Origin of the sequence: Streptomyces sp. NPDC006923, from assembly GCF_040635655.1 — a bacterium.
In the GTDB taxonomy this organism is placed as follows: Bacteria; Actinomycetota; Actinomycetes; order Streptomycetales; family Streptomycetaceae; genus Streptomyces.
The window spans coordinates 254,966-278,663 of the sequence record NZ_JBEYIF010000011.1; the positions used below are offsets into that span (position 1 = coordinate 254,966).

General features: G+C 72.6%; 15 protein-coding genes. 5 read left to right on the top strand and 10 right to left on the bottom strand.

Going from position 1 to position 23,698, the window contains the following annotated elements:
* Window positions 1-94: 94 nt before the first annotated feature.
* Complete coding sequence (locus ABZ707_RS23190; RefSeq protein WP_360178103.1) at window positions 95-1,393, bottom strand: PspC domain-containing protein; 1,299 nt, start codon at window positions 1,391-1,393, stop codon at window positions 95-97.
* Window positions 1,394-1,630: 237 nt separating this feature from the next.
* On the opposite strand from ABZ707_RS23190, the gene ABZ707_RS23195 reads away from it, so the two are divergent.
* Window positions 1,631-2,959: a PspC domain-containing protein gene (locus ABZ707_RS23195; protein ID WP_360178106.1), complete on the top strand. Its 1,329-nt coding sequence runs from the start codon at window positions 1,631-1,633 to the stop codon at window positions 2,957-2,959.
* A gap of 122 nt (window positions 2,960-3,081) precedes the next feature.
* Here ABZ707_RS23195 and ABZ707_RS23200 read toward each other — a convergent pair whose 3' ends face one another.
* Together ABZ707_RS23200 and ABZ707_RS23205 are read right to left on the bottom strand one after the other, a co-directional pair.
* Entirely contained in the window at window positions 3,082-3,600 is a 519-nt protein-coding gene (locus tag ABZ707_RS23200) for a DoxX family protein (RefSeq protein WP_360178109.1), read from the bottom strand.
* Window positions 3,601-3,928: 328 nt separating this feature from the next.
* Window positions 3,929-5,194 (bottom strand): hypothetical protein, encoded by a 1,266-nt coding sequence (locus ABZ707_RS23205; RefSeq protein WP_360178112.1) that lies wholly within the window; start codon window positions 5,192-5,194, stop codon window positions 3,929-3,931.
* 303 nt (window positions 5,195-5,497) lie between these two features.
* On the opposite strand from ABZ707_RS23205, the gene ABZ707_RS23210 reads away from it, so the two are divergent.
* Window positions 5,498-5,917: a cupin domain-containing protein gene (locus ABZ707_RS23210; protein WP_360178115.1), complete on the top strand. Its 420-nt coding sequence runs from the start codon at window positions 5,498-5,500 to the stop codon at window positions 5,915-5,917.
* Window positions 5,918-6,041: 124 nt separating this feature from the next.
* Here ABZ707_RS23210 and guaA read toward each other — a convergent pair whose 3' ends face one another.
* On the bottom strand, window positions 6,042-7,628 hold the full coding sequence (gene guaA / locus ABZ707_RS23215) for a glutamine-hydrolyzing GMP synthase (protein ID WP_360178118.1): 1,587 nt from the start codon (window positions 7,626-7,628) through the stop codon (window positions 6,042-6,044).
* A gap of 308 nt (window positions 7,629-7,936) precedes the next feature.
* Here guaA and ABZ707_RS23220 point away from each other — a divergent pair, with 308 nt between their 5' ends.
* Together ABZ707_RS23220 and ABZ707_RS23225 are read left to right on the top strand one after the other, a co-directional pair.
* Window positions 7,937-8,254 carry a chorismate mutase gene (locus ABZ707_RS23220; RefSeq protein ID WP_360178121.1) on the top strand — a complete coding sequence of 106 codons (318 nt, stop codon included), beginning with the start codon at window positions 7,937-7,939 and terminating at the stop codon, window positions 8,252-8,254.
* Window positions 8,255-8,763: 509 nt separating this feature from the next.
* A complete protein-coding gene (locus ABZ707_RS23225; protein WP_360178124.1) occupies window positions 8,764-9,801 on the top strand; it encodes an LPXTG cell wall anchor domain-containing protein in 1,038 nt (345 codons plus the stop codon).
* A gap of 90 nt (window positions 9,802-9,891) precedes the next feature.
* On the opposite strand, the gene ABZ707_RS23230 is transcribed toward ABZ707_RS23225, so the two are convergent.
* The 6 genes from ABZ707_RS23230 to ABZ707_RS23255 all read right to left on the bottom strand — a co-directional run bounded on the left by ABZ707_RS23230 (window position 9,892) and on the right by ABZ707_RS23255 (window position 22,215).
* Window positions 9,892-11,646, bottom strand: coding sequence for a GMC family oxidoreductase (locus ABZ707_RS23230; RefSeq protein ID WP_360178200.1), 1,755 nt, complete (start codon window positions 11,644-11,646; stop codon window positions 9,892-9,894).
* Between the two features lie 167 nt (window positions 11,647-11,813).
* A complete protein-coding gene (locus tag ABZ707_RS23235) occupies window positions 11,814-13,430 on the bottom strand; it encodes a succinic semialdehyde dehydrogenase (protein ID WP_360178127.1) in 1,617 nt (538 codons plus the stop codon).
* 200 nt (window positions 13,431-13,630) lie between these two features.
* Window positions 13,631-15,283: a serine/threonine-protein kinase gene (locus tag ABZ707_RS23240; protein WP_360178130.1), complete on the bottom strand. Its 1,653-nt coding sequence runs from the start codon at window positions 15,281-15,283 to the stop codon at window positions 13,631-13,633.
* Between the two features lie 16 nt (window positions 15,284-15,299).
* On the bottom strand, window positions 15,300-17,045 hold the full coding sequence (locus tag ABZ707_RS23245) for a protein kinase (protein WP_360178133.1): 1,746 nt from the start codon (window positions 17,043-17,045) through the stop codon (window positions 15,300-15,302).
* A gap of 103 nt (window positions 17,046-17,148) precedes the next feature.
* Window positions 17,149-20,094, bottom strand: a complete 2,946-nt coding sequence (locus tag ABZ707_RS23250; protein ID WP_360178136.1) for a serine/threonine protein kinase — start codon at window positions 20,092-20,094, stop codon at window positions 17,149-17,151.
* A 213-nt stretch (window positions 20,095-20,307) separates the two neighbouring features.
* Window positions 20,308-22,215 (bottom strand): serine/threonine-protein kinase, encoded by a 1,908-nt coding sequence (locus ABZ707_RS23255; RefSeq protein ID WP_360178140.1) that lies wholly within the window; start codon window positions 22,213-22,215, stop codon window positions 20,308-20,310.
* Between the two features lie 160 nt (window positions 22,216-22,375).
* On the opposite strand from ABZ707_RS23255, the gene ABZ707_RS23260 reads away from it, so the two are divergent.
* Window positions 22,376-23,581, top strand: coding sequence for a serine hydrolase domain-containing protein (locus tag ABZ707_RS23260; RefSeq protein WP_360178143.1), 1,206 nt, complete (start codon window positions 22,376-22,378; stop codon window positions 23,579-23,581).
* The last annotated feature ends 117 nt before the right edge of the window (window positions 23,582-23,698 follow it).

The following is a 23,698-nucleotide window of genomic DNA, read 5'->3' on the forward strand; positions in this document are numbered from 1 at the left end:
CTTGTCGCCGCGCCGTGCCGCGCGGCACTCGTACCGTACGGTCATCCGCCGTCGGCCGTCGCCCGCCGCGGGCGAAGACGCCCGCCGCCGCTCGTCACTCCGCCCGTTCCATCTCCAGCTCGACCTCCGTGCCCCCGTCCGGCACCGAACGCAGCCGCGCCGTGCCGCCGTTGCGCTGCATCCGGCCGATGATCGACTCCCGCACTCCCATCCGGTCGTCCGGCACCTCGTCCAGATCAAATCCCGGCCCCCGGTCCCGTATGGAGACAAAGACCGTACGGCCCTCCACCTCCGCGTACACCTGCACCGCTCCCCCCTCGCCACCGTACTTGGCGGCGTTGACCATCGCCTCGCGTGCGGCCTGCATCTGCGCGGCCAGCTTCTCGTCGAGCGGGCAGTCGCCGACGACCACGACCTCGATCGGCACCCCGTGATGGTCCTCCACCTCGGCCGCCGCCCGCTTCACGGCCTCACCGAGGGTGGCCGGCTCGTCCTCCTCGTCCTTGCCCGTGCCCTCCGGCTTGTACAGCCAGGCGCGCAGCTCCCGCTCCTGGGCGCGGGCGAGACGGCGCACCTCGCTCCCGTCGTCGGCGCTGCGCTGGATCAGGGTGAGGGTGTGCAGCACCGAGTCATGGACATGGGCGGCGACCTCGGCGCGCTCCTGCGCGCGGATCCGCATCCGCCGCTCCTCGGAGAGATCCTGCGTCATCCGTACCAGCCAGGGACCGGAGAGCAGGGCGATCCCGGCCACCACCGCGATGGCGCCGGTCATGACATTGCCGAGCTGGGCCGCCGCACCCCGCACCACCATGAAGACGGCCAGGCCGAGGCCGACCAGCGCCACCCCGGCGAGAGCGCGCGCGAGCTGGAGCGTCCGGCGGCGGCGGCCGACCTCGGTCCAGCGGGCGCGGCGGGCGTTGTCCACCTGCCGCCAGACCAGCACGACGCCCGCGCCGATCAGCAGCATCGGCCAGATGTAGCGGTCGGCGTGGGCCCGGCCCATATTGACGTTGCTGATGAAGACACCGGCCCCGATCAGCAACGCGATCAGCGCGACGACCTGGCCCTTGTCGGGCTTGCGCAGCCGTCGCCGGCCGTCCGGGCTGATCTCGAAGAAGGAGCGCGGTCCGGTCGCCGTGCCTCCGACACCGAGCGGGACCACGATCCAGAAGACGGCATAGAGCAGCACGCCGAGGCCCTGCGCGAAGAAGAGCCCGAGGAATACCAGGCGTACCCAGACCACCGGAAGCCCGAGATGCCCGGCGAGCCCGCGCGCGACACCGCCGAGAAGCCGCCCGTCCGCACTGCGGTAGAGCTTGCGCGGCGGCTGCTCCTCCGGCGCGGGCGCGCGGGGGGCAGACGTCGCGTCGGCGTGGGACGGGGCGGCTGGCATGGCATTGATGGTCACATGCCGCGCCGGTCGAGGACATCAGGGTTCGCCCCCCGGTCCGACCCTGACAAGACCCTGAGTTCCGGGCTCGGACGCGCCGTAGACCGGCGGCGGCGGAGCGGGAACCGTCCCGTGCCCCCTGGGTGGGCCCGGGACCACTACCCCAATATCCCCAATATCAGGGACAGCCCAGGGTCGGCGGCGCTGGAGGCGCGGGACCGGCGCCGTCACCATGGAGAGATGACCCAGCCGCCGCCCCCACCGCGTTCCGCTCCGCCCACGGCGTCGGCCGCCGCCCCGGACCCCGCGCAGCCTCCCGCCCCGCCCCAGTATCTGCGGCGCAGCCCCCGGCAGAAGGTCTTCGCGGGCGTGTGCGGCGGCCTCGGGCGGTACTGCGACGTCGATCCGGTGATCTTCCGGATCGTCATCGGGGTGCTCACGGTGGCCGGTGGCACAGGGCTGATCTTCTACGGCTTCGCCTGGCTGCTGATCCCGCTCGACGGCGAGGAGGAGAACGAGGTCCGCAGGCTGCTCTCCGGCCGCGTCGAGGGCGCTTCAATGATCGCGGTGCTGCTCGCGCTGATCGGATGCGGTCTGTTTCTGTCGATGCTGGGCGACGACGGCACGCTCGGCTTCGCCGCGATGCTGTCGATCGCGGTCGTGGGCGCGGCCGTCTGGTCGCAGCGCCGCCGGGTCGCCGCGCCGGACGGCGGCGCGTCCGCCCCGGCCGCGGCGCACTCCGTGACGGAGGCGCCGCCGGAGACCAAGGCACCGCCGGCGCCCGGCACCCCCTCGTGGTGGCGGGATCCGATCGTCAAGGACGGCACCACGGGTCCCGGCAACGCGCCGTATCTCTGGGGTCCGGCGGACGCCGCCGGACCCCAGGCACCGCCGCGCGGCCGGGCGGCGGCCCCGGCGGGCGCCGCCAGGCCCCGGGGCCCGCGCGGGATCGGCGGCACCGTCTTCCTGCTCGCCCTGCTCGCGTGCGGCCTGGGCACGGGCCTGTCCTGGGACAGCCGGCCGCTCGGCACCAGCCTGCAGATCGGCCTCGCCGCCGCGCTCGCGGTCTTCGCACTCGGCCTGGTGGCGGGCGCGTTCCGCGGCCGTGTCGGCGCGGGCACGGTCTTTCTGACGGTGGTCACCGCGGGGCTGCTCGCGGCGGCCTCCGCGGTCCCGAAGGACATCACCACGGAATGGGGCCGCCGGCACTGGACACCGGCCTCCGTCACCGCCGTACAGCCGCGCTATGAGCTGGGCTCCGGCGTGGGCACGCTCGACATGAGCGGCCTCGCGGTCCCGGAGGGCCGCACCGTCAGCACATCGGCCGAGGTGGGGGCCGGGCTGCTCCGGGTCGTCATACCGGACGGCGTGACGGTGAAGGTGCGGGCCTCGGCCGGGCTCGGGGACATCCGGCTTCCCGGCGAGCGTCCTGACGACGTGGATGTCTCCCCGGACCAGTCGCGGCAGCGTACGCTGGCGCCCCGCGCGGGGGCCGGCCCGGCCGGGACGCTGGAGCTGCGGCTCGACGTGGGTCTCGGCCAGGTGGAGGTGGTCCGGGCCACACCCTGACCCCTTCCTCCGCGCCGCGATCCACGGGCACCGGACCCCGCTCCCCGCTCCCCGACCAGCCAGATCCGGACGAAAGGCCCTGGGGCGTGTTGCGAAAGTAGCGCCGTCGGCCGGCCCGGACCCTAGCTGATCCGCCGCCGCCGGCCGGCCCAGACGGAGTCCAGGGAGAACAGCGGGGCGCCGGCGAGCACCAGCGGCAGCCAGGCCATCAGATAGGCCAGGTCGTTGCCGTAGTAGTACGGATCGCTCTGCCAGCTCACGGTGAGCCACAGGCTCAGCGAGATCAGGGCGCCGCCGAACGCGGCGAGCCGGGCGAGTACGCCGAAGAGGGTGCCCAGGCCCACGGCGAGCTCGCCCAGGGCTATGGCGTAGCCGAAGCCCGCCGGGCTCTTGAGCGCCAGGTCGACAAGCGCGGGAATCGCCGAGCTGTCCCGCACTCCGCGCATCAGCTCGCCGACCGAACCGGTGCCGGTCGCCGAGAAGAACCCGCTGTCGGTGAGCTTGTCGAGCCCCGCGTAGATGAAGGTGACGCCGAGAAAGATCCGCAGCGGCAGCAGCGCGTAGCGAGCGGCGCTCTCCCGCCGGCCGCCCCGCTCGCCGGCCGGCCCGCCGTGTGCCCTCGTCCGGTGGTCATATGTCATCGCCGGTCCGCCTTCCTGTCCCTGTCGCCGTCCACGCCGCCGCGGAGGTGGCACCCGCGTGCCTCTTCCCTGCAATACGCATGCGACGCGTCCGGCGCTCAGCGGTCAAGACGTTCTGCCTGTCGAATTCGGACAGACCTCTGCCCGGACCCCTCAGGGAATGAACGAAATGCCCTGCCAGAACGGGCGATATCTCAATAGAATCGGACAGAATCGCCGCAGGTCGAGCCCGGCCGCCGGCCCCACCGGTCTCACCCGGGGCCGGTGCCAGTCGGTCCGGTCTCACACGGGCCGGGCTCGCTCGGTCCGGCTCAGTCCATGACCCGGCTCAGTCCATGACCTCGACGGTGACCGTATTGGTTTCCACCCCGGCGGCCGTGACGACCCGCACCTCCACGGTCCCCGGCTCCACATCGACCGGCACCGGCACGATCAGCGTCGTGTCGGCCGGATTCGCGAAGCCGCCGGGCACCGGGACCAGCGGTACATGGACATGGACCGGGCCGACCTTGACGACCATCCGGGCGAGCCGGTCCGGCGTGCCCGCGCCCGGCGGCACAAAGCCGGTGCCGCGGATCTCCATGTCGTCGCCGGTACGGATCGGGGCGTCCAGGTCTCCCGCCTCCCTGGCGCGCACCACCGACAGGATGACGGGCCGCCCGCCCTCCACGTACTTTCCCGCGAAATAGGTGGCGGCGGAGACGGCGACCAGCAGGGCGAGCGCCCAGGGGAGATCGGGCAGTTGCTCGGGCCGCCGGGCCAGCCGTACCGCCGAGAAGATCACGGCGACCGCGTTCACCAGGGCATACTGCACATCGGTGAAGCTGCCGTGTCCCGCGTCGTCGCAGAGCAGGTCGGCCAGTCGCGGGCGTTCGGCCCGTACCTTCTGCAGCCGCTGGGTCCCCACCCGCACCGCCACCACCTGGCGTACCACCACGGCGATGGCACAGACCACGGCCAGCACCGTCACAATGCCCGCGCCCCGGGCGAGATCGAGCCCGGCGATCAAGGCGTCGCGCCCGGTGTGGCCGGAGGCGCCCGCGAGCTGGAGCGCGAGCACGAGTACGGCGAAGACGACGAACAGCACCCATACGGAGGCGACGGTCCGTGAGGTCGACAGCCGGTTGTCCTCACCGATCAGCGGTGCCAGCAGCCCCCCGCGTGCCCGGTGCAGCCGGGCGGCGACGGTCAGCAGCCCCGCGACGGCCAGCGCGGCGAGCAGCCCGGCCGTACGGGCGAGCGACCAGCCGGCCCCGATCGCGGTGGCGGTCTGTGCGAGAGCGAACAGTACGACACCGCCCCACACCACCAGCAGCGTGTGCCGCCAGACGGAGCGCAGCCACGCCTGGCCGGCCTCCCGGCCGCGGTCCGCGACCGTACGGGCGGACTGGGTGAGCTCGTCGGACACCCATTGCCGGGAGGCGCCCGCCGAGTGCGCGACCGCGGCCGGCAGCCCCTGTCCGGCGGCCAGCCCGTCCCGTTTGGCCAGGAACGCGGCCACGGCCCGCCTGTGTCCCTCGCGCGCTCCGTGCGGGCAGTCGCCGCACAGACAGCCTCCGCCGTGCACGCCGAGTCCCGCTTCTTGCACCGCCACGACGAATGCCGCCTTCCCCGCCCCGAACCCAGAACCCCGAACCAGTGAACTTCCTTGCGCAGACTGGGAATTGTGCCGTATACAGCGGGGCAGAAACGCTGTCGGGGCGGCCGGGGAGGGTGACGACCTCGTCACGTTGTTGACTCGGTGGCCCCGGAGGGCCCGTGGGTGCTCCCAGGGCAGGGCCACGCGCCCGGAAAGACCGTTTCGCCCCAGGTGACGCTTGCACCGTCGGCCTCCTCGACACCGCCCGGCGCTCCCCGGACGCCGGGGCCCGGACGCCGGTGTACGAGAATGCCCGCCATGACTGACACCTCGCCGCTGGTCGCCCTTCTCGGTCTGGAACCGCATGTCGAGGGCGGCTGGTTCAAGGAGACCTGGCGCACCGGGAGTTCCGCCACCCCGCCCGGATACCCCGGGCCGCGCGCCTTCGCCACCGGCATCTACTTCCTGCTGCATCCCGGCGAGCGCTCCGCCGGCCACCGGGTACGGTCCGACGAGCTCTGGCTGTGGCACCGGGGCGGACCGCTGCGGCTGCACATCGGCGATGAGACCCACATCCTGGGCCCGGACGTCGAGGCCGGCGAACGGCCCCAGTTGCTCGTCCCCGCCGGGGCCTGGCAGTCGGCGGAACCGGCGGGAGCCGAGCCCACCCTCGTGACCTGCGTCGTCTCGCCGGGCTTTGACTTCGAGGACTTCACACTCGACCCGGCGGGCGCCTGACCCGGCCACCGGATCCGGCCGGAAGTGGCGGACACCCGCCACGGGTGGGCGCAACGGCCGACGCCGCCGCCCGGACGAACGGGCGACGGCGTCGGACGGGACGAGCCGGGAGACGGCGGGAGGGTCACTCCCACTCGATCGTGCCCGGGGGCTTGCTCGTCACATCGAGGACCACGCGGTTCACCTCCGCGACCTCGTTGGTGATCCTGGTGGAGATCTTCGCCAGCACGTCGTACGGCATCCGCGTCCAGTCGGCGGTCATCGCGTCCTCGGACGAGACGGGGCGCAGCACGATCGGGTGACCGTACGTACGGCCGTCGCCCTGGACGCCCACGGAGCGCACATCCGCGAGGAGGACCACCGGGCACTGCCAGATGTCGCGGTCGAGCCCGGCCGCGGTCAGCTCCTCACGGGCGATCGAGTCCGCCTCGCGCAGCAGGTCCAGGCGCTCCTTCGTGACCTCGCCGACGATACGGATACCGAGGCCCGGGCCGGGGAACGGCTGGCGCTGGACGATCTCGTCCGGCAGGCCCAGCTCCTGGCCGACCATCCGGACCTCGTCCTTGAACAGCTTGCGCAGCGGCTCGATGAGCTGGAACTCGATGTCGTCGGGGAGCCCGCCGACATTGTGGTGGGACTTGATGTTGGCCGTGCCGGAGCCGCCGCCCGACTCGACGACATCCGGATAGAGCGTGCCCTGGACCAGGAACGCGACGTCCTCGCCCTCCGCGCCCGCCTCGGCGACGATCTCGGCCTGGGCCTGCTCGAAGACGCGGATGAACTCGCGGCCGATGATCTTCCGCTTCTGCTCAGGGTCGGAGACCCCGGCGAGCGCGGCGAGGAAGCGCTCCTCGGCGTCGACCACCTTGAGCTGGACGCCGGTGGCGGCCACGAAGTCCTTCTCGACCTGCTCGGTCTCGCCCTTGCGCATCAGACCGTGGTCGACGTACACGCAGGTGAGCTGGGAGCCGATGGCCTTCTGCACCAGGGCCGCGGCCACGGCGGAGTCCACGCCGCCGGACAGACCGCAGATGGCGCGCTTGGTGCCGACCTGCTCTCGGATCAGCTCGACCTGCTCCTCCACCACATTGGTGGTGGTCCAGTTCGGCTCGATACCGGCGCCCCGGTAGAGGAAGTGCTCCAGGACCTGCTGGCCGTAGGTGGAGTGCATCACCTCGGGGTGGTGCTGGACGCCGTACAGCTTCTTCTCGTCGTTCTCGAAGGCCGCGACGGGCACGACGTCCGTGGACGCGGTGACGGTGAAGCCCTCCGGGGCGGCGGAGCAGGCGTCGCCGTGGGACATCCAGACGGCCTGCTCGGCCGGCGTGCCCTCGAAGAGGGTGGAGCCGGTGCCCGAGACATGGAGCGGTGTACGGCCGTACTCCCGCGCGCCGGTGTTGTCGACGGTCCCGCCGAGCGCGGTCGCCATGAGCTGGAAGCCGTAGCACATCCCGAAGACGGGGACGCCGGCCTCGAAGAGCGCGCGGTCGACGCTCGGGGCGTGCTCCGCGTAGACGGACGACGGGCCGCCGGAGAGGATGACCGCCCGGGGGTTCCTGGCCAGCATCTCGGCCACCGGCATGGTGGACGGGACGATCTCGCTGTAGACCCGGGCCTCGCGGACACGGCGGGCGATGAGCTGGGCGTACTGCGCGCCGAAGTCGACGACGAGGACGACATCGGAGACGGCGGCGGGGGGCGCTGCTGGCACGGGGCGGCCTTCCGGCGGTGAAAAGTGGGTCTTGTTGGGTCGATTCTAACGGCGGTCCCGGAACGGCCCGCCGTCTCAGCATCCGAACCAACGTTGCCGGGCGCCGCGGCCTCTGCTCCATACTGACCGTATGCGCGAGCAGCAGACCTTCGTCTTTACCTATGGCACCGGCCCGTCCGGCTGCCATGGTCGTGCTGCTTGAACTGACAAGCGACTTCCCAGGCGCCCCGGGCCGGCAAGGCCCGGGGCGTCTGTCGCGTTCGGGGCCGTGCCGCTCCCGGGGACACCCACCCCGACAGGAGCCCGACATGACCGTCACCGAGAACACCGGCCCCACGAAGAACACCGGCGCCACGGAGCACACCGGCGCCCGGACCGCGGAGGCCGCCTCCCTCATCGGCGACGCCCGCGAGCGCGTCGACTCGCTGGACGAGCGGATCATCGCGCTCGTCCAGGAACGGATGGCGGTGTCCGCCGCCATCCAGGACGCCCGGATCTCCTCCGGGGGCCGCAGGGTCAATCTCTCCCGCGAGATGGAGATCCTCGGCCACTACCGGGACGCCCTCGGCAAGCCGGGCACATCGCTGGCGATGACCCTGCTCGAACTGTGCCGGGGCCGCGTCTGAGGCCCCGGCCCGCCGGTGCCCGTATCTGAGTTCGGGCACCGCTCTCACCCGTACGGCGCGTGACCGGGTGCGAAGCGCCTTCGTTGGCCGTACGGGCTCGCAGGGAAACAGAACGAACCGCGTGGCTCCGCCGGGGCGTGCGACGTACCACGGGTGCGCCGCAGGACCTCACCCCGGCGCCCGTGACCGGACGGCAGGGGACAGCCGCCCGGTCGCCCAGGCCGGCCGGTTCCGGGGACGCCCGGGACCGGCCGGCCTTCCGATGTGGCGGTCACACCTCCGGCCCTCGGCACTCCGTCCGCTCCCGGCCTCCCGGCCCCCAGCGGATGTGACACAGGCCACATAAAGATTCTGTGAAGTGGACAACAACCATTGCCGGGGGTCGTGGGTCTTGCATGCAAAACCAGTGGCCACACCCGTGACCCCCACACCCGGAGGGCCCCAATATCCCGCACCCCCGCAGATGGTGCGCCGACTTCGCCGAGGTCCTTATGAAGCTCCGCCGCGCCATGGCTGTCGCAGCCGCGACCGCCGTCATAGCCCCTGCCGCCTTCTTCGCGGCCCCTGCCGCGTTCGCGACAGACGGTGACACGACCGCTCCCCCGACCACGACCGAGTCTGCCGCTCCCGACGCCTCGGAGTCCCCGGCCGGCGAAATCCCCGAGACCGGCGGCGAGAGCACGCCGCCCGCCCCCGAGGACTCGGCGCCCGCCGGAGAGGAATCCTCGCCGGGCACCGAGCCCGCCAAGCCCGGCCCCAGCGCCTCGGAGTCGGCACCCGCGCCGTCCGAGCCCGCCCCCGGGACCTCCGAGTCGGCCGGCCCCGGCGACGAGCCGACCGAGCCGACCGACGAGTGCCCCACCGATGACGACGGCGTCGACCTGGACTCCGCGCTGGAGCTCGGCATCAAGGGCCTACCCGGCAAGATCGTCGCCGGCAGCGGCTGGCACACCTTCTCGATGCGTGCCACCAACACCTCCGACACGGCGCTCGGCACCGTGGAGTGGGCGCTCTTCGTCGACAACTTCTCGGAGAGCGACCAGGAGAAGGACTGGCTCAGCACCTACGCCGAGATCCAGTTCCAGGACGAGAACGGCACCTGGGTCTCGGTCAGCGACGAGTTCGGCGCCGGCTCCTACTTCGGCGAGACCGAGCTGGGCGCCAAGACGTACGTCGACCTCCAGCTGCGGGTGAACATCGGCGCCAAGGCCCCGGCCGGCGACGGCTATACACTGGGCCTCGCCGGTTACGCCGACGACGACAAGGACTGCTACCACACCGCCTACGCGGACTGGTACTTCGAGGTCCTGGCCACGGGCTCCGGCAACGACAACCCGGGCGAGGCCAAGCCGGGCAAGGGCGACAAGCCCTCCACGGACACAAAGCCGCAGGGCGGCGCCAAGGAACTCCCCGTCACCGGCAGCCTCGCCGAGACCGGGTCGTCCTCGATGCTTCCCGTGCTCGGTACGGCCGGCGGCATCGCCGTCCTCGCCGGTGCCGGTGTGGTCTTCGCGATGAAGCGCCGCCGGGACGACGCCGTCGCGTAACACGCCCGGACGACGGGACAGCCGGACGACCGGACAGAGAGAGGCGCTGCACTCGGAGGGGGGTGCAGCGCCTCTCTCTGTCCTTCCGCGTCATTTCCTCGGCGGGACCGCCGGCATGCCCAGGAACGGCAGCCTCAGCGCGCCGAACGCCTCCGGCGGCACGGCCGGGGAGACCGGCTCGACCGGCGCCGTACGGACATACGCCGCGCCCTGCTCCGGACGCGGGTCAGGTTCACCCTTGTTGGGCCAGAGGGACATCGCGCGCTCGGCCTGTGCCGTGATCGTCAGGGCCGGGTTCACGCCCAGGTTCGCCGAGACCGCCGAGCCGTCGACCACCGAGATGCCCGGGTGTCCGTACAGCCGGTGATACGGATCGATCACGCCGTCCTCCGCCGACGCGCCGATGGCGCACCCGCCCAGGAAGTGCGCGGTCAGCGGAGTGCCCATCAGTTCACCCACATTGCTGCCCGCGAAGCCGTTGATCTCCTCCGCGATCAGGGTCGCGGCGCGCGTCGCCTCGGGGATCTGCTTCGGGTTGGGAGCGCCGTGGCCCTGGCGCGCGGTGAGCAGTCCCTTGCCCACACCGGCCGGTTTGCGGTAGGTCGTCAGGGAGTTGTCCAGCGACTGCATCACCAGACCGATGATCGTCCGCTCCGACCAGCGGCGGTTGGAGAGCGAACGCAGCAGCAGCGCCGGGTGCCTGACGGCGTTCCCGAGCCAGGCCCGTATCCGCCGGTCGCTGAGCGGCACTTGGAGGATGGACAGCGAGCCCATCGCGTTGGAGCCCTTGCCGTAGCGCACGGGCTCGACATGGGTGGTGTCGTTCGGATGGATCGAGGACGTGATGGCGACACCCCTGGTGAAGTCGGCCCTGTCCGTGCCGTGCCGCGCCCGGTAGCTGCGGTCGTCGGTCTGCGCGCCCACCAGCGCCTCGGAGTTGGTACGGGTCAGTTCACCCAGCCTCGGCGACATACGCGGCAGCAGGCCCCGGTCCTTCATCGTGTGCAGCAGCGTGCCCGTACCGTAGGTGCCCGCCGCGATCACCACCCGCCGGGCGCGCAGGACCTTCGCACGGCGCTTCCCGAGGAAGCGGCGCGTGTCGGTCGGGATCGTCGTGACCCGGAAACCGCCCGCCCCGTCCTCCGTCACAGCGACCACCGAGGTCATCGGGTGGATGACGGCGCCCGCCCGCTCGGCCAGGTAGAGGTAGTTCTCGTTCAGGGTGTTCTTCGCGCCGTGCCGGCAGCCCGTCATGCACTCACCGCACTCGGTGCAGGCCCTGCGCGCGGGTCCGGCCCCGCCGAAGTAGGGGTCGGCGGCTTCCTCGCCCGGCTCGGTCCTCGGCGTACCACCGGCGTCCTCGCCGTCACCGAAGAAAACCCCGACCGGCGCCGGGTGGAAGCTGTCACCGACGCCCATGGCCTCCGCCGCCGCCTTCAGATGCACGTCCGAGGGGGTCACGGTCGGGTTGAGCCGCACGCCGAGCATGCGCCGCGCCTGGTCGTAGTACGGCGCGAGCTCCTGCTCCCAGTCGGTGATCGACGCCCACTGCGGGTCGTTGAAGAACGCGGCGGGCGGTATGTAAAGGGTGTTGGCGTAGTTGAGCGAGCCGCCGCCGACCCCGGCGCCCGCCAGCACCATCACATGGCCGAGCAGATGCACGCGCTGGATGCCGTAGAGCCCCAGGGCCGGCGCCCAGAGGTAGTTCCTGATGTCCCACGAACTCGTGGGCAGGGTCTCGCGCGTGAAGCGGCGGCCCGCCTCCAGCACACCGACGCGGTATCCCTTCTCGGTCAGCCGCAGCGCGGCGACCGAGCCTCCGAAGCCGGAGCCGACCACGATCACGTCGTAGTCGTAGTCGTACGTGTGATCCCCGTCGGCAGTGTTGGTGGTGTTGGTGGTGTTGCTGGCGTTACTGGCGTTACTGGCGTTACTGGCGTGGTTGGCGTCCGAAGCGACCCGGTTCCGGGCATGGCTGTCCTGTGACACTGGCTCGCACTCCTTGTCCTGGACTACCGCAGGCGCAGGGCCTTCATGGCCCGCAGACCGCGGCTCATGAAGGCCGCGTACTTCTCGTCGTCCATCCCGAAGGACGGGGCCATGGGCAGGATCCGCTGCTGCGCGACGGTCTGCGCCTCGGTGTACTTGAGGATCCCCTCGGAGCCGTGCCGTCTGCCGAGGCCGGACTCCTTCATGCCGCCCATCGGCGCGGCCACGCTGCCGTACGCCGACGCGTACCCCTCGTTGATGTTGACCGTCCCGCACCGCAGCCGGGCCGCGACCGCGCGGCCGCGCGCGGCGTCCTTCGTCCACACGCTGGCGTTGAGGCCGTACGGCGTGCTGTTGGCGAGGCCGATCGCCTCCTCCTCGCCGCTGAAACGGTAGAGGGAGACGACCGGGCCGAATGTCTCCTCCGTGCAGACCGCCATCGGCGCCTCGACGCCGTCGAGAATGGTCGGCTCGTGGAAGAACGGCCCGATGTCGGGGCGAGCGACCCCGCCGGCGACGATCGTGGCGCCCTTGGCGACGGCCTCCTCGACATGCCGGACCACCGTCCCGAACTGGCGCTCCCCCGCGAGCGATCCCATGTCCGCGCCGTACGCGAGCGACCTGCCGAGGCGCAGGGCCTTCGTACGGGCGGCGAACCGCTCGACGAACGCGTCGGCGACCGAGTCGTGGACGTACAGCCGCTCGATGGAGATGCAGAGCTGGCCGGCGGAGGAGAAACAGGCGCGCACCGCGCCCGCCGCGGCCTTCTCCACATCCGCGTCGCGCAGGACCAGCATGGGGTTCTTGCCGCCCAGTTCGAGGGACGCGCCGACGAGGCGGTCCGCCGCGCCCCTGGCGACCTCGCGGCCGGTCCGGGTCGAGCCGGTGAAGGAGACATAGTCGGCGTGCCTGACCACCTCGGGGCCGACGACCGGTCCCTCGCCCAGGACCACCTGGAAGACCTCGGCCGGCAGCCCCGCCTCGATCAGCAGGTCACGGCCCCAGAGCACGGTGAGCGCGCTCTCGGTGTCCGGCTTCATCACCAGCGCGTTGCCCGCGACCAGCGCGGGCAGGGCATCCCCGAGGGCCAGCTCGAAGGGGTAGTTCCAGGGCACGATCTGGCCCACCACACCGCGCGGGTGGCGCAGCTCGGTGGCTTTGGTCAGGACCGGTACCGCGCCGGGGTGCCGCCTCGGCCTCAGATACGACACCGCCGCGCGCCCGTAGTGCCGGGCGGCCACGACCACCGCCTGGACCTCTTCGTGCGCGTGCAGCCTGGCCTTGCCGGTTTCGAGCTGCATCAGGTCGAGCACCTCGGCCTGGCGCTCCAGGACGAGATCGTGGAAGCGGAGCAGCACGGCCGCACGCCGCCGCACCGGCACGGCGGCCCAGCCGCGCCCCGCCGCGCGGGCCCGTTCGAAGGCGGTCTCGACGTCCTCGGGGGTGGATTCGGGCAGGTCCGCCAGCTTCTCCCCGGTGAAGGGGGTGTGGCTCGTGGTGCGGCCGGAGCCTATGACGCCGTGTGTGAGCTGGGCGATGAGTTCGGGAGTGACCACATCGGCCGCCGTGCGCGCGCCGGCCGGAGCGGCGGCCACGGGGTTGGTACGGAGGGCGGTGGCGGGTGCCTGCGAGTCCGTCATGCGGCCGAGGGTATGCCGCATCCCAAGCTTTTGGTACCCGTCGGTAACAGCTTTTCACCAGCCGCTCACCGGTCACTCACCGCCTCGGTCACCGCCCTGCTCACCAGCCACTGACGCCCCGTCCGTGGGGGTCCGCGCCGCCACGCTCCGTATGTGTGTTCGCGCGCCGGTGCCGGGACCGGGCCGGTGCGCACATGCCGTTACTCGGCGCCCGGCGCGTGTACGGGCGCCCGCACCGGCGGGACGAAGGAGTCGAGGGCGGTGTCGAAGAGCCGGCGCGCCTCGTCCAGCCCGCCCACCGGGGCCGAGACCCAGATGTCGTACATCCGCCCGCCCTGGTCCCAGCAGAGATCGAAGGTGTGGCGCGGTCCCTCGGCGCGGGAGAACCCGCTCCAGGTGAACTCCCAGAGCGCGGCCGGGTATCCGTTGTGCGTGGTCGGTGTGACTCTGCCGTCGTGGTAACCGGGGTTGGTGTCGGGGCCGATGGCGTCCGCGAACCGTATGGCCGCCGCCGGCCCGCCGGGTCTGCTGTCCTGGATGCGGATGCCGATCCTGAACGCCCCGTCCGGCGACCTGTAGTAGATCCGCGCCTCGTCATGGAAGCGGGCGAAGCCGTGGGGGACGGCGATGCTGAACCCCCTCCGGTCATGGACGGTGTGATAGCCCTCGGGAGCGGGCGGCGCGGGGTTGAGCGTTCCTCCGGGGAACGACGAACGGCCGGTGTGGACCGGCGGCATGGCGCCCGGGTCCGTCCCGCCCGGCAGTTCGTCGGTCAGCGCGCTGGTGCCGCTGCCGAGTTGGCCGGAGAAACCGCGGACGTCCCGGAACAGGGTGGTGGACAGGGCTCCCGCGCCCGCCAGCGCCGCGACCACCACGCCCGCGACGAGCGCGGTACGGCGGCGGGCCGGGGCGCCGCTCCCCGGAAGGCCGGCGACGGGCCCCCGGGGCGGTCCGGTGTGCGGCACATACCAGTGGGCGGTCGCGCGCGGGTCCGCGGCCGACCGCGGCGGGGTGACGCCGGTGATGACGTATTCGCGCAGCAGCCGTTCCGCGTCCGCCGCGTCGAGCCTGCGCGCCGGGTCCCGCTCCAGCAGCCCGCGTACGACGGGCAGCAGCGGTTCCGCGGCGGGCGGCGTCACGATCTCGGCCTCCACCACCGCGTGCAGCACCCCCGGCAGTGAATCCCGGTGGAAGGGCGACTCGCCGCTGAGCATCGCGCACAGCAGCGCCCCGAGCGACCAGAGATCCGAGGCGGGACCGGCCTCGTTCCCGTCCAGCATCCGCTCGGGCGCGGTGTATTCGGGCGAGCCGACGAACGAGCCGGGATCGGTGATCGTCGTGGTGCCGACGAGCCGGGCGATCCCGAAGTCGGTCAGCACGACCCGCCCCGTGACCTCCTCCAGCAGGACATTGGCCGGCTTGAGATCACGGTGCAGCACGCCGAGACCGTGCGCGGCGCGCAGCGCGCCCAGCAGCGCGAGCCCGATCCGCGCCGCCTCGGCGGTGTCGACGGGGCCGCGGGCCGCGAGCCGCTCGGCCAGCGAATCGCCCTCGATCAGCTCCATCACGATGTACGGGCGGCCGTCCTCCTCCACCACGTCATGGACGACGACGACATGCGGGTGCTTGACCCGGGCCACCGCGCGGGCCTCGCGCAGCGTGGCCGGGTCCTGGACGTCGTTGGCCGCGTGCAGTTCCTTGACGGCCACGGGACGGCCGAGGAGTTCGTCCTCGGCCCGCCACACGATTCCCATGCCGCCGCGCCCCAGCCTGGTGCCCAGCCGGTAGCGTCCGGCGATCAGCCGGCTTTCAAGGGGTCCCCGGATGTCCGCGGGCTGCCGGTCGTCGGGCAATACCGTTCCCTCCCGTTCACTGGCCGGCGTCACCCGGCGGCGGCTGCCAGCTGCGCAGCACGGCGTCGAACTGTCTGCGGGTCGTCGCCCAGTCCTTCTCCGGGCCGGACATGTAGATCGCGTACTCGGTATTGTTGTCGTCCGAGTAGTAGATCTGGTCGATCGCGTGCCGCTGGCCGGGGTGAGTTTTCTCCTCCGTCCAGGTGAACTCCCACAGCGCGGAATGAGTCTGGTCGCGGAACGTGTTCGGAGCCAGCCTGACCCGCTGGTACCGCGGAAGCCGCTGAAGAGCTTTCTCCATGTTCAGCATGTGCATGTACGGATTCTCGAAGTCGGGCGAGCCGACGCTGATCCGTATCAGGTGGAGGCCGTTGTCCGGGGTGTAGTCGATCTGGTCGCCGTCCATCTGACGCTCCCAGCCCTGGGGGACATGGAGACTGAAGCCCTCGTCTGCCCGGACGTGGGTCCAGCCTTCCGGTATAGAACCGGATTGTACGGTTCCACCTTTGGTGTTCCCCTCCTTCGCCACTTGACCCGCCGTGGCGCCCGCGCTCGGCGAGCCGTTCTCCCCGTCGTTGCCGTACTCCAGCGCGGCGAAGCCGGCACCGCCGCCGAGGACCGCGGCGACCAGGACGGCCACCAGAGTCGTACGCCGGCGCACACGGCGGACGGGCGCCGGTGGTGCGGACATCGGCGCGGACGAGGGCCGGGTCCCGTGCGCCTGCGCGCTGTTGGGCCAGTCCTGCCAGTCCTGCCCGTCCCGGGGGCCCGGCCCGGCGTCGCGTCCGGCCCCCTCGCCGTGTTCCGGCGCCGGTTCCGCCGGGAGCGGCCGGGGCGCGGGCGCCTGTTGCCCGGCGTCCCGCATGATCCGCGTCGGCGCGTAGGTGTCCGCCCGGCCGGCCGCCGGTCCGTCCAGCACCTCGCGCAGCATCCGCTCGGTCTCGGCCGCGCCGGGCCGGGCCGCCGGTTCCTTGGTCAGCAGCGCCGCGATCACCGGGGCGAGCGGACCGGCCAGCTCGGGATGGGGCGGCTCCTCCATCACCACCGCCTGCATGGTGGACAGCGGTGAGGTCCGGCGGAACGGCGAGATCCCCTGCACCGCCGTGTAGAGCGTCACCCCCAGCGACCAGAGGTCGGAGGCGGGACCGGGATCGGCGCCCCGTACCCGCTCGGGCGCCAGATAGTCGATGGAGCCCACGAGTTCACCGGTTCTGGTGATGGTGGAGTCGCCCTCGATCGCCGCGATGCCGAAGTCGGTCAGCAGCACCCCGCCGTCACGCGCCAGCAGCACATTGCCGGGCTTGACGTCCCGGTGCAGCACGCCGGCGGCGTGTGCGGCGCGCAGCGCGTCGAGGACCTGGAGGCCGATCCTGGCCGCCTCGCGCACGCTCGTCCTGCCGGACTCCTTCACGGCGTCGGCGAGCGAAGGACCGTCGACGTACTGCATCACGATCCACGGCCGGCCGTCGTGGTCGAGGACGTCGTGGACGGTGACGACCCCGGGATGGGTGATCCGCGCCGCCGCGCGGGCCTCCTTCTGGGTCCGCTGGTGCAGCACGGCCCGGTCGGCCTCGGAGACATACCGTCCCGCGGTCAACTCCTTGACGGCCACGGTACGGTGCAGCACCTCGTCGTGCGCCCGCCACACCTTGCCCATGCCACCGCTGCCGATGGCCTTGCTCAGCCGGTAACGCCCGGCGAGCACCAGCCCCGTATCCGGTCCGGCGTCCGCTCCCGCGCCCGTTCCCATTGAATATTCCATGTCCCCAGCCCCGTTCCTTGGGTTGCCAGGTTACGGAGGGGACGAACGGACACGGAACCTCGGGTGGCTCACGGACATCGCGCTGTGCCGCTCCGGCCAGTGTTCAGCCGGTGAAACGGTAGGCGTCGGAGGCTTGTTGGTAGATCTCGCTGACCTTGTCCCGCTGGCTGTCCGGGCCTATGACCTGGATGATGTGGTAGCGGCCGTCGATGATCATGGCGAGGTTCCGCACATAGACCTCACGTCCGCTGCTGTCCTGCCAGGTGAACTGGCCCTCGGCCATGGCCTGTCGGCCCACATCGATCCGCCGCAGCCCGGAGGCGGTGGACCAGGAGGAGTCCCGGAAGGGCTGGAGCTCCCGCTCCCTGCCCCGCTGGTACTCCATCGGATCGGCGCCGTTGTCCGCCACGGTGTCCCGGCCGGGGACGACGATCAGTGTGAAGTCCCCTCCGACATAGCGGACTTGGCCGCTGTCATTGATGGGACGCCGCTGCCAGTCCTTGTCGACGGCGATCCGGAAACCCTCGGTGTCCTGGCGCAGGGCATAGCCCTCGCCGAGGTCGACCGGAGGGGCCGAGGCGGCGGGAGCGGAGGTCCGGGGCGCCGAGGTGCCGGAATCCCCCGGAGCGTCGGAGGCGGCGGGCGACTCCGGCGCGGCGGACGCGCCCGGGCTCGCCTCGCCGGTGCCCGCGCCCTGCTGGGTACCCGTCTTCGGCATGAACATCACCGCGTACACGATGGCCCCCACAAGCAGGAGCAGTATCAGCACCAGCAGGTTGCGGCCCAGGGAACGGGGCCGGCGCTCCCGCTCCTGCCCGGACCTGGCCGGCCGCTCGTACGGCTCCGGCTCGGGCCGGCGCTCGTACCGCGGCTGCTCGTACTCGTACTGCTGGGACCGGCGCTCCTCGTCGAAGCCGCCCTTCTCCCGGCGGGGGGCCCTGCCCTTCTTGTGACGGTGGCGCCCGCCCATGTCCTTGCCGCGGCCGCGGCGCCTGCGGACCAGCTCACCGCGGCGCCGCACTATCGGCAGCCGCGTCTCGTCGACGGACGGCAGCGGTACGACGTCCAGACCGGCCTCGGGCTCGGGCGCGGAGCGTACGAGCGAACGCAGCCAGCCGCGCAGCTCCTCGAAGTCCGGCCGCTCGGTGGGGTCCTGACGCAGCAGCGACTCGACGACGGGGCGCAGCGGGCCGCACTCCTCGGCGAAGGCGGGCGGTTCCGCGACGACGAGCTGCACCAGCTCGGCGGCGTTCTCCTCCGGATACGGGGCGTGGCCCTGCACCGCGCGGTACAGCAGCGCGCCGAGCGCCCACAGGTCGGTGGAGGGGCCGATGGGCGGTGCGAGCTGCCAGTTCTCGTGCACGGGGCCGGCCTGTTCCGGTGCCCATCGCTCGGTGACGGCTCCCACGACCGCGATCCGCGCCTGGCGGGCGCGCTCAGCGGCGAGCGGGGTGGCGGGGCCCCGGTACGCGGGCAGGGACCCGCTCGCCACGACCTCGTCCCAGCGGCCGGCTCCGGCGCCCTGGCCGGGCACCGCGGGCAGCCGCGTCGTCTGCCGCCGCGCGTCGGCGCGCAGCGCGTCCGCCCCGCTCGTCCCCCAGCCGCCACTGCCGGGGGCGGGATACGGGGAGTCGCCGGCGCGGGCCACGGCGGCACCGGTGCCGGGCGGAAGCTCGGGCGCCCCGCCGCGGCCGGGCTCGTCGCCGGGCGCCGGGACACCGGGGGCGCCCCCGCCGGTCGGGCCGGATCCGCCGCCGGGGGGACCGGCCGGTCCCGGGCCGTAGGGGCTCCCGCCGCCGGCGGGCACCGGGGCCGAGCCGTCGCTCCAGGGCGCGGGGCCGTCCCGCCAGGTGCCGGCGAGCCGGGCGCGGTACGGAACGGGCGGGTCGTCGTCCTCGTCGGGATCGTCGCGCTCGTCGGGGTCCGGCTCCTCGAAGGAGTGCGGCGGTCGCGCCCACCACTCCGGGTCCGGTCCCGCGCCGGGCGGCGGTCCCGCCGGCTCCGGGGCCTCCTCCGCACGCGGCGCGGGCAGTTCGCCCGTGTCGCCGGAGCGCTCGTCCTCGGACGCGCGGGCGGCGGCGCGCGCACCGGCGCGATAGGCCGCGATCGCGCCCGCGCGCGCCGCGCGGATGTCTCCCGAGGCGCTCGCGCCGGGCAGGGCGTTCCGGCCGCCGTAGGGCGCGGGGATCCCGGGCGTGCCCTGGTTGAGCCGGGGCATCGCGCCGGACGTCCCGGACGAGGCGCCGTCGGCGTAGGGGCTGGTGCCCAGCGCGGCGCGGCCCGGGACTCCCGCCGTCGGTCCGGGGTCGTACGGCAGGCCCGGGGGCTCAGGTGCCGGGTGCTCCTCCGGCGGGGCGAGCCGCTCCCGTGGTCCGTCCTGCTCCCGGTCGCCGAGCCGCGGCGCTCCGGGCGGGTCCTGCGGGCCGAGCCCCGGCGGCGGTGGCCCCGGCCGGTCCGGCGGCTCGGGCACCGGCGCGTATCCGCACAGCGCCTCCTCGGCGGCGCCGGCCGCCAGGCCGGTCAGTACCACCCGTCCGTCGTCGCAGACGAGCACCGTGCGGACGGTGATGTTCCGGTGGGTCCAGCCGTGCGCGTGCACCACTCGTACCGCGGTGAGCACGTCGGAGGCGATCTCCGCCGCCCGGTAGGGGTTCAGCGGCTTCTCGGCGAGCAGCGCCGCCAGCGGTCTCGCCGCGATCAGTTCGCTCACTATCCACAGCGACCCGCCCTCGGCGAACACGTCGAAGACCTGGTCGAGCCGTGGATGGTCGGGGATCTGCGCGGCGCTCTGGGCGGCCTCGATGGCCCGGCGCACCGCCGGGTCCGTGGCCCTGCGCGGTGCGCGGCCCGGGGCGCGGCGGGGCGCCGGGACCCCCTCCGCGTCGATGACCTCCGCGTCCACGACCTCCGGCAACGGCACCTGCCGGACGAGGACTTCCTGGCCGCTGTATGTGTCGAACGCCCTGGTCTCGACGAGTTCGTACTCGTCGGAGGGCGGCAGGGGGAGGCGATAGCGGTCGGCCAGCACCCGTCCCGCGTAGTCGTCCACGCCGCCTCCCCACACGCCGTCTCCCGGTTTCGGAGACCCGCGAAACCGCCAATTCCGGTCGTTTACCGGCTCATTGTGGATGCGTACGGTTCGCGAGCTCTCACGATACGTGGCCGAAGGCAAACGTGCCGCAGGGTCGGGGCAACCCGCCGCGGAACGTTCGGCTCCGTCGCCGCGAACCTTCCCCGCAACGGCCGGACCCAATCAGTCCGTTCATCCGGCGGGCTTGAATGTGGCGAACGCCGTCTCACGCAGCGTCTTGCACTCCGTCCCGTTCCACTCGTCAGCCCGGCAACTGATCATGATCGAGTAGCCGCGATTGGCGTCGATCTTGAAGCCCCGGTCGAGCACCCGGATCCGCTGACCGCTCTGGTCACGCTCGAACTCCCAGTCGGCGACGGTCGGATAGCCGTTGTACTCGACCTTTTTGATACCAATGAGGCGGTAGTTCGTGCTGCTGTTCCTGACGGCCGGCTGGAGCCCCTGCCACGCGGCGACGGCGTCGTCGGTCGGGCTGCTGTTGAAGTCGATCTGCACGCGCGGGAATCCGCCGTCGGCGCTGAAAATGCCGCCGGAGTTACGGCCGGCTATCCCCGTCTTGTGGAATCCCTTGGGCATCGCCATCGAGAAACGGAACTGCGCGTCGCTGACGCTGGAGTAACCGGCCGGGAGGCTGCCCTTGCCCGGATCACCGGAGTCGTCCGGCTGCCGGGAACCGGAGTCGCCGGACGGCTCCCCGCCCGTGGTGGCGCCGTCTCCCGTGCCGCCCTCGGTCCTGGCGGGGTCCGGGCTCTGCCCCTGGTCCTGTCCCTTTCCGCTGTCCTTGCCGCCGGTCTCGGCGTCGTCGCCGGTGGTGGCGCCCGTGGAGGCCGCCGTACTGTCCTTGCCCTGCTGCCCCTTGCCCTCGTCCCCGCCGCTCAACGCGACGACCAGGACCGTCGAGAGGACGGCCAGCGCGGCGACGACCGCGATGATCACCAGCGTGCGGCGCGGCACCACATCGGTGAGCGACGCGCGCTGCGCGGCCGGCCTGGACGGAGCCACGGGCTCCGGCTTCGGCCCGGCCTCGGACCTGGCGGCGGCCGCGTTCCGTACGGAGCGCAGCGCGCCGCGCACCCGGTCGGCGCTCGCGTCAGCGGCCGGCCTGGCCGGCCTGGCCGGCTTCTCCACGTCCGCCACCGGCGGCAGCGGCACGACCCGGGTGGCGTCCGGGGCCGGCTCGGGCTCCGGTTCGGGAGCCTGGACGATGTCCTGGAGCAGCGCACGCGCGCCCGCGTCGTCGAGGCGCTGGGCGGGGTCCTTCTCGAGCAGCCCGTAGATGACCTCTTCCAGCGCACCCGCGTTCTTGGGCGGGTCGACCGGTTCGGTCATCACCGCCGTCAGCGTGGCGATGGCCGAACCCTTGTCGTACGGAGGGGAACCCTCCACCGCCGCGTAGAGCAGCCCGCCGAGCGACCAGAGGTCGGCGGCGGGGCCCGGCTTGTGCCCACGGGCCCGCTCCGGCGAGATGTAGGAGGGGGCGCCGACGAGCATGCCGGTGGAGGTGACCGACGGGTCGCCCTCGACCTGGGCGATACCGAAGTCCGTGAGCACCACCCGGCCGTCCTCGGCGATCAGCACATTGGACGGCTTCACGTCGCGGTGCAGGATGCCCTCGCGGTGCGCGGAGCGCAGCACGTCGAGGATCACGAGCCCCACCTCGGCGGCCCGTCTCGGTGTGAGGGTGCCGTCCTCCCGGATCGCCTCGGCGAGCGACTTGCCCTCGACCAGCTCCATCACGATCCAGGGCCGGTCGTCCTCGTCGACCACGTCGAAGACCGTGACCGCTCCGCTGTTGCGGATCCGGGCGATCGCCTTGGCCTCGCGCAGCGTGCGCGTGATGAGACGGCGTTTCTCGTCGTCGTCGATGCTGGACGGGAAACGGAGTTCCTTCACGGCCACCGTGCGGCCGAGCGTCTCGTCGAGGGCCCGCCAGACCGTGCCCATGCCGCCGCGCCCGAGCACTCCGCCGAGCCGGTACCTGCCCGCGAGCAGGCGCCCGTCGGGGCTGCCGTCGTCGCTCTTCTTCGTGTCCTGCTGGGGCTCCTGCGCCGTGTCCCGCGACTGCTCCGACTCCGACATGCGTCCCCTCTGCGATCCCTGATCCTGGCCCGCGGCTGCCGACCGCCCGCGCGGTGCCGTAACGCGCCCTGGCAGAGCCTTCATTGTCCCTCACTCCGGGACCGCCGCTGTTCCCGGGTCCGGAGTCCGACAGGATGGAGCCGGAGGAAGGACCCCTACCATGCCACTACCCCGGGCCAGGCTGAGCACCACGGTGGTCATGGTCCTGTTCGGACTTGGCGCGAGTGTGCTGGGAACAGGCGTGCTGGGCGCGGGTGTTTTCAGGGAGAATGTCCCGCCCGCCCGGCCCTCGTCCACCTCCGCCGTCCTGGCGCGGCTGGTCAGCCCCGGCGGCGCCCCGGCCGCCGCCCTGCTCTCCCGCACCGCCGCCTCCTCCCGCTTCGAGACGGCCGGCTCCGGGATCCGCCGCGCCGACCGCTTCCGGGCCGGCAGCATCACCAAGACCGTGGTGGCGACGGTCGTTCTCCAGCTCGCCGCCGAGGGCGAGTTGGCCCTGTCCGACACGGTCGAAAGCCATCTTCCCGGACTGGTCCGGGGCCACGGCAACGACGGCCGCCTGCTGACCCTGCGCGATCTGCTCCGGCACACCAGCGGTCTGTACGACTACACCAGGGCCGGCTCCACACCTTCCACACCTTCCACACCTTCCGCACCTTCCGCACCTTCCGGGCTCTCTCCGGCCGCCACCGGCAGCGCCTCCGGCCCCGCTCCGCCGGTGGTCCTGACGGCCCCGGCAACCGCCCTGGCCGCCGTTCGTACCGCGATCGCCCGGCCACCGGGCCCGCTCGGCTCGTACGCGTACTCCAACACCGACTATGTCCTGCTCGGCCTGATCATCGAGCGGGTGACCGGACGGCCCTACGCCGTCGAGGCCCAGCTCCGCGTCATCGCTCCCCTCGGACTCACCGGCACCTCCTTCCCCGGTGGCCGCACCGCTCTGCCCGCCCCGCACGGCCGCGCCTACAGCCGCGCCCCGGAGGGGGGCGGGAAGCTGCGCGATGTCACCGAACTCGACCCGCGCCCGGCGGGCGCGGCCGGCGAGCTGATCTCCACCCTCGACGATCTCGACCGCTTCTCCACCGCCCTGCTGAACGGCGACCTCCTCCCCCCGTCCGAGCTGCGCGAACTGCTGGACACCGACGCCACCCAGGGCCGCTACGGCTTGGGCGTCTATCCGCGGCGGCTCTCCTGCGGCATCACCGTCTGGGGACACAACGGCCGGATCGCGGGCAGCTACGTCCGTACCGCCGCCACCCCCGACGGCCGCCACGCCTTCTCCTTCCGGATCAACACGGACACGCTCGCCGACGGCTCCCTCGACACCCTTGAAGGGGCCCTTCTGGAGGCCGAGTTCTGCCGGACCTGACCCGCCCCGCGTGGACCGGCCGGGCGAAGAAGACCACCCCGCGCAAGGCGACGACGGTGAAGAAGTCCACGCCGCCGTCGGCCAAGTAGTGGCCGCGTAGCGAATACGTATCAAAGG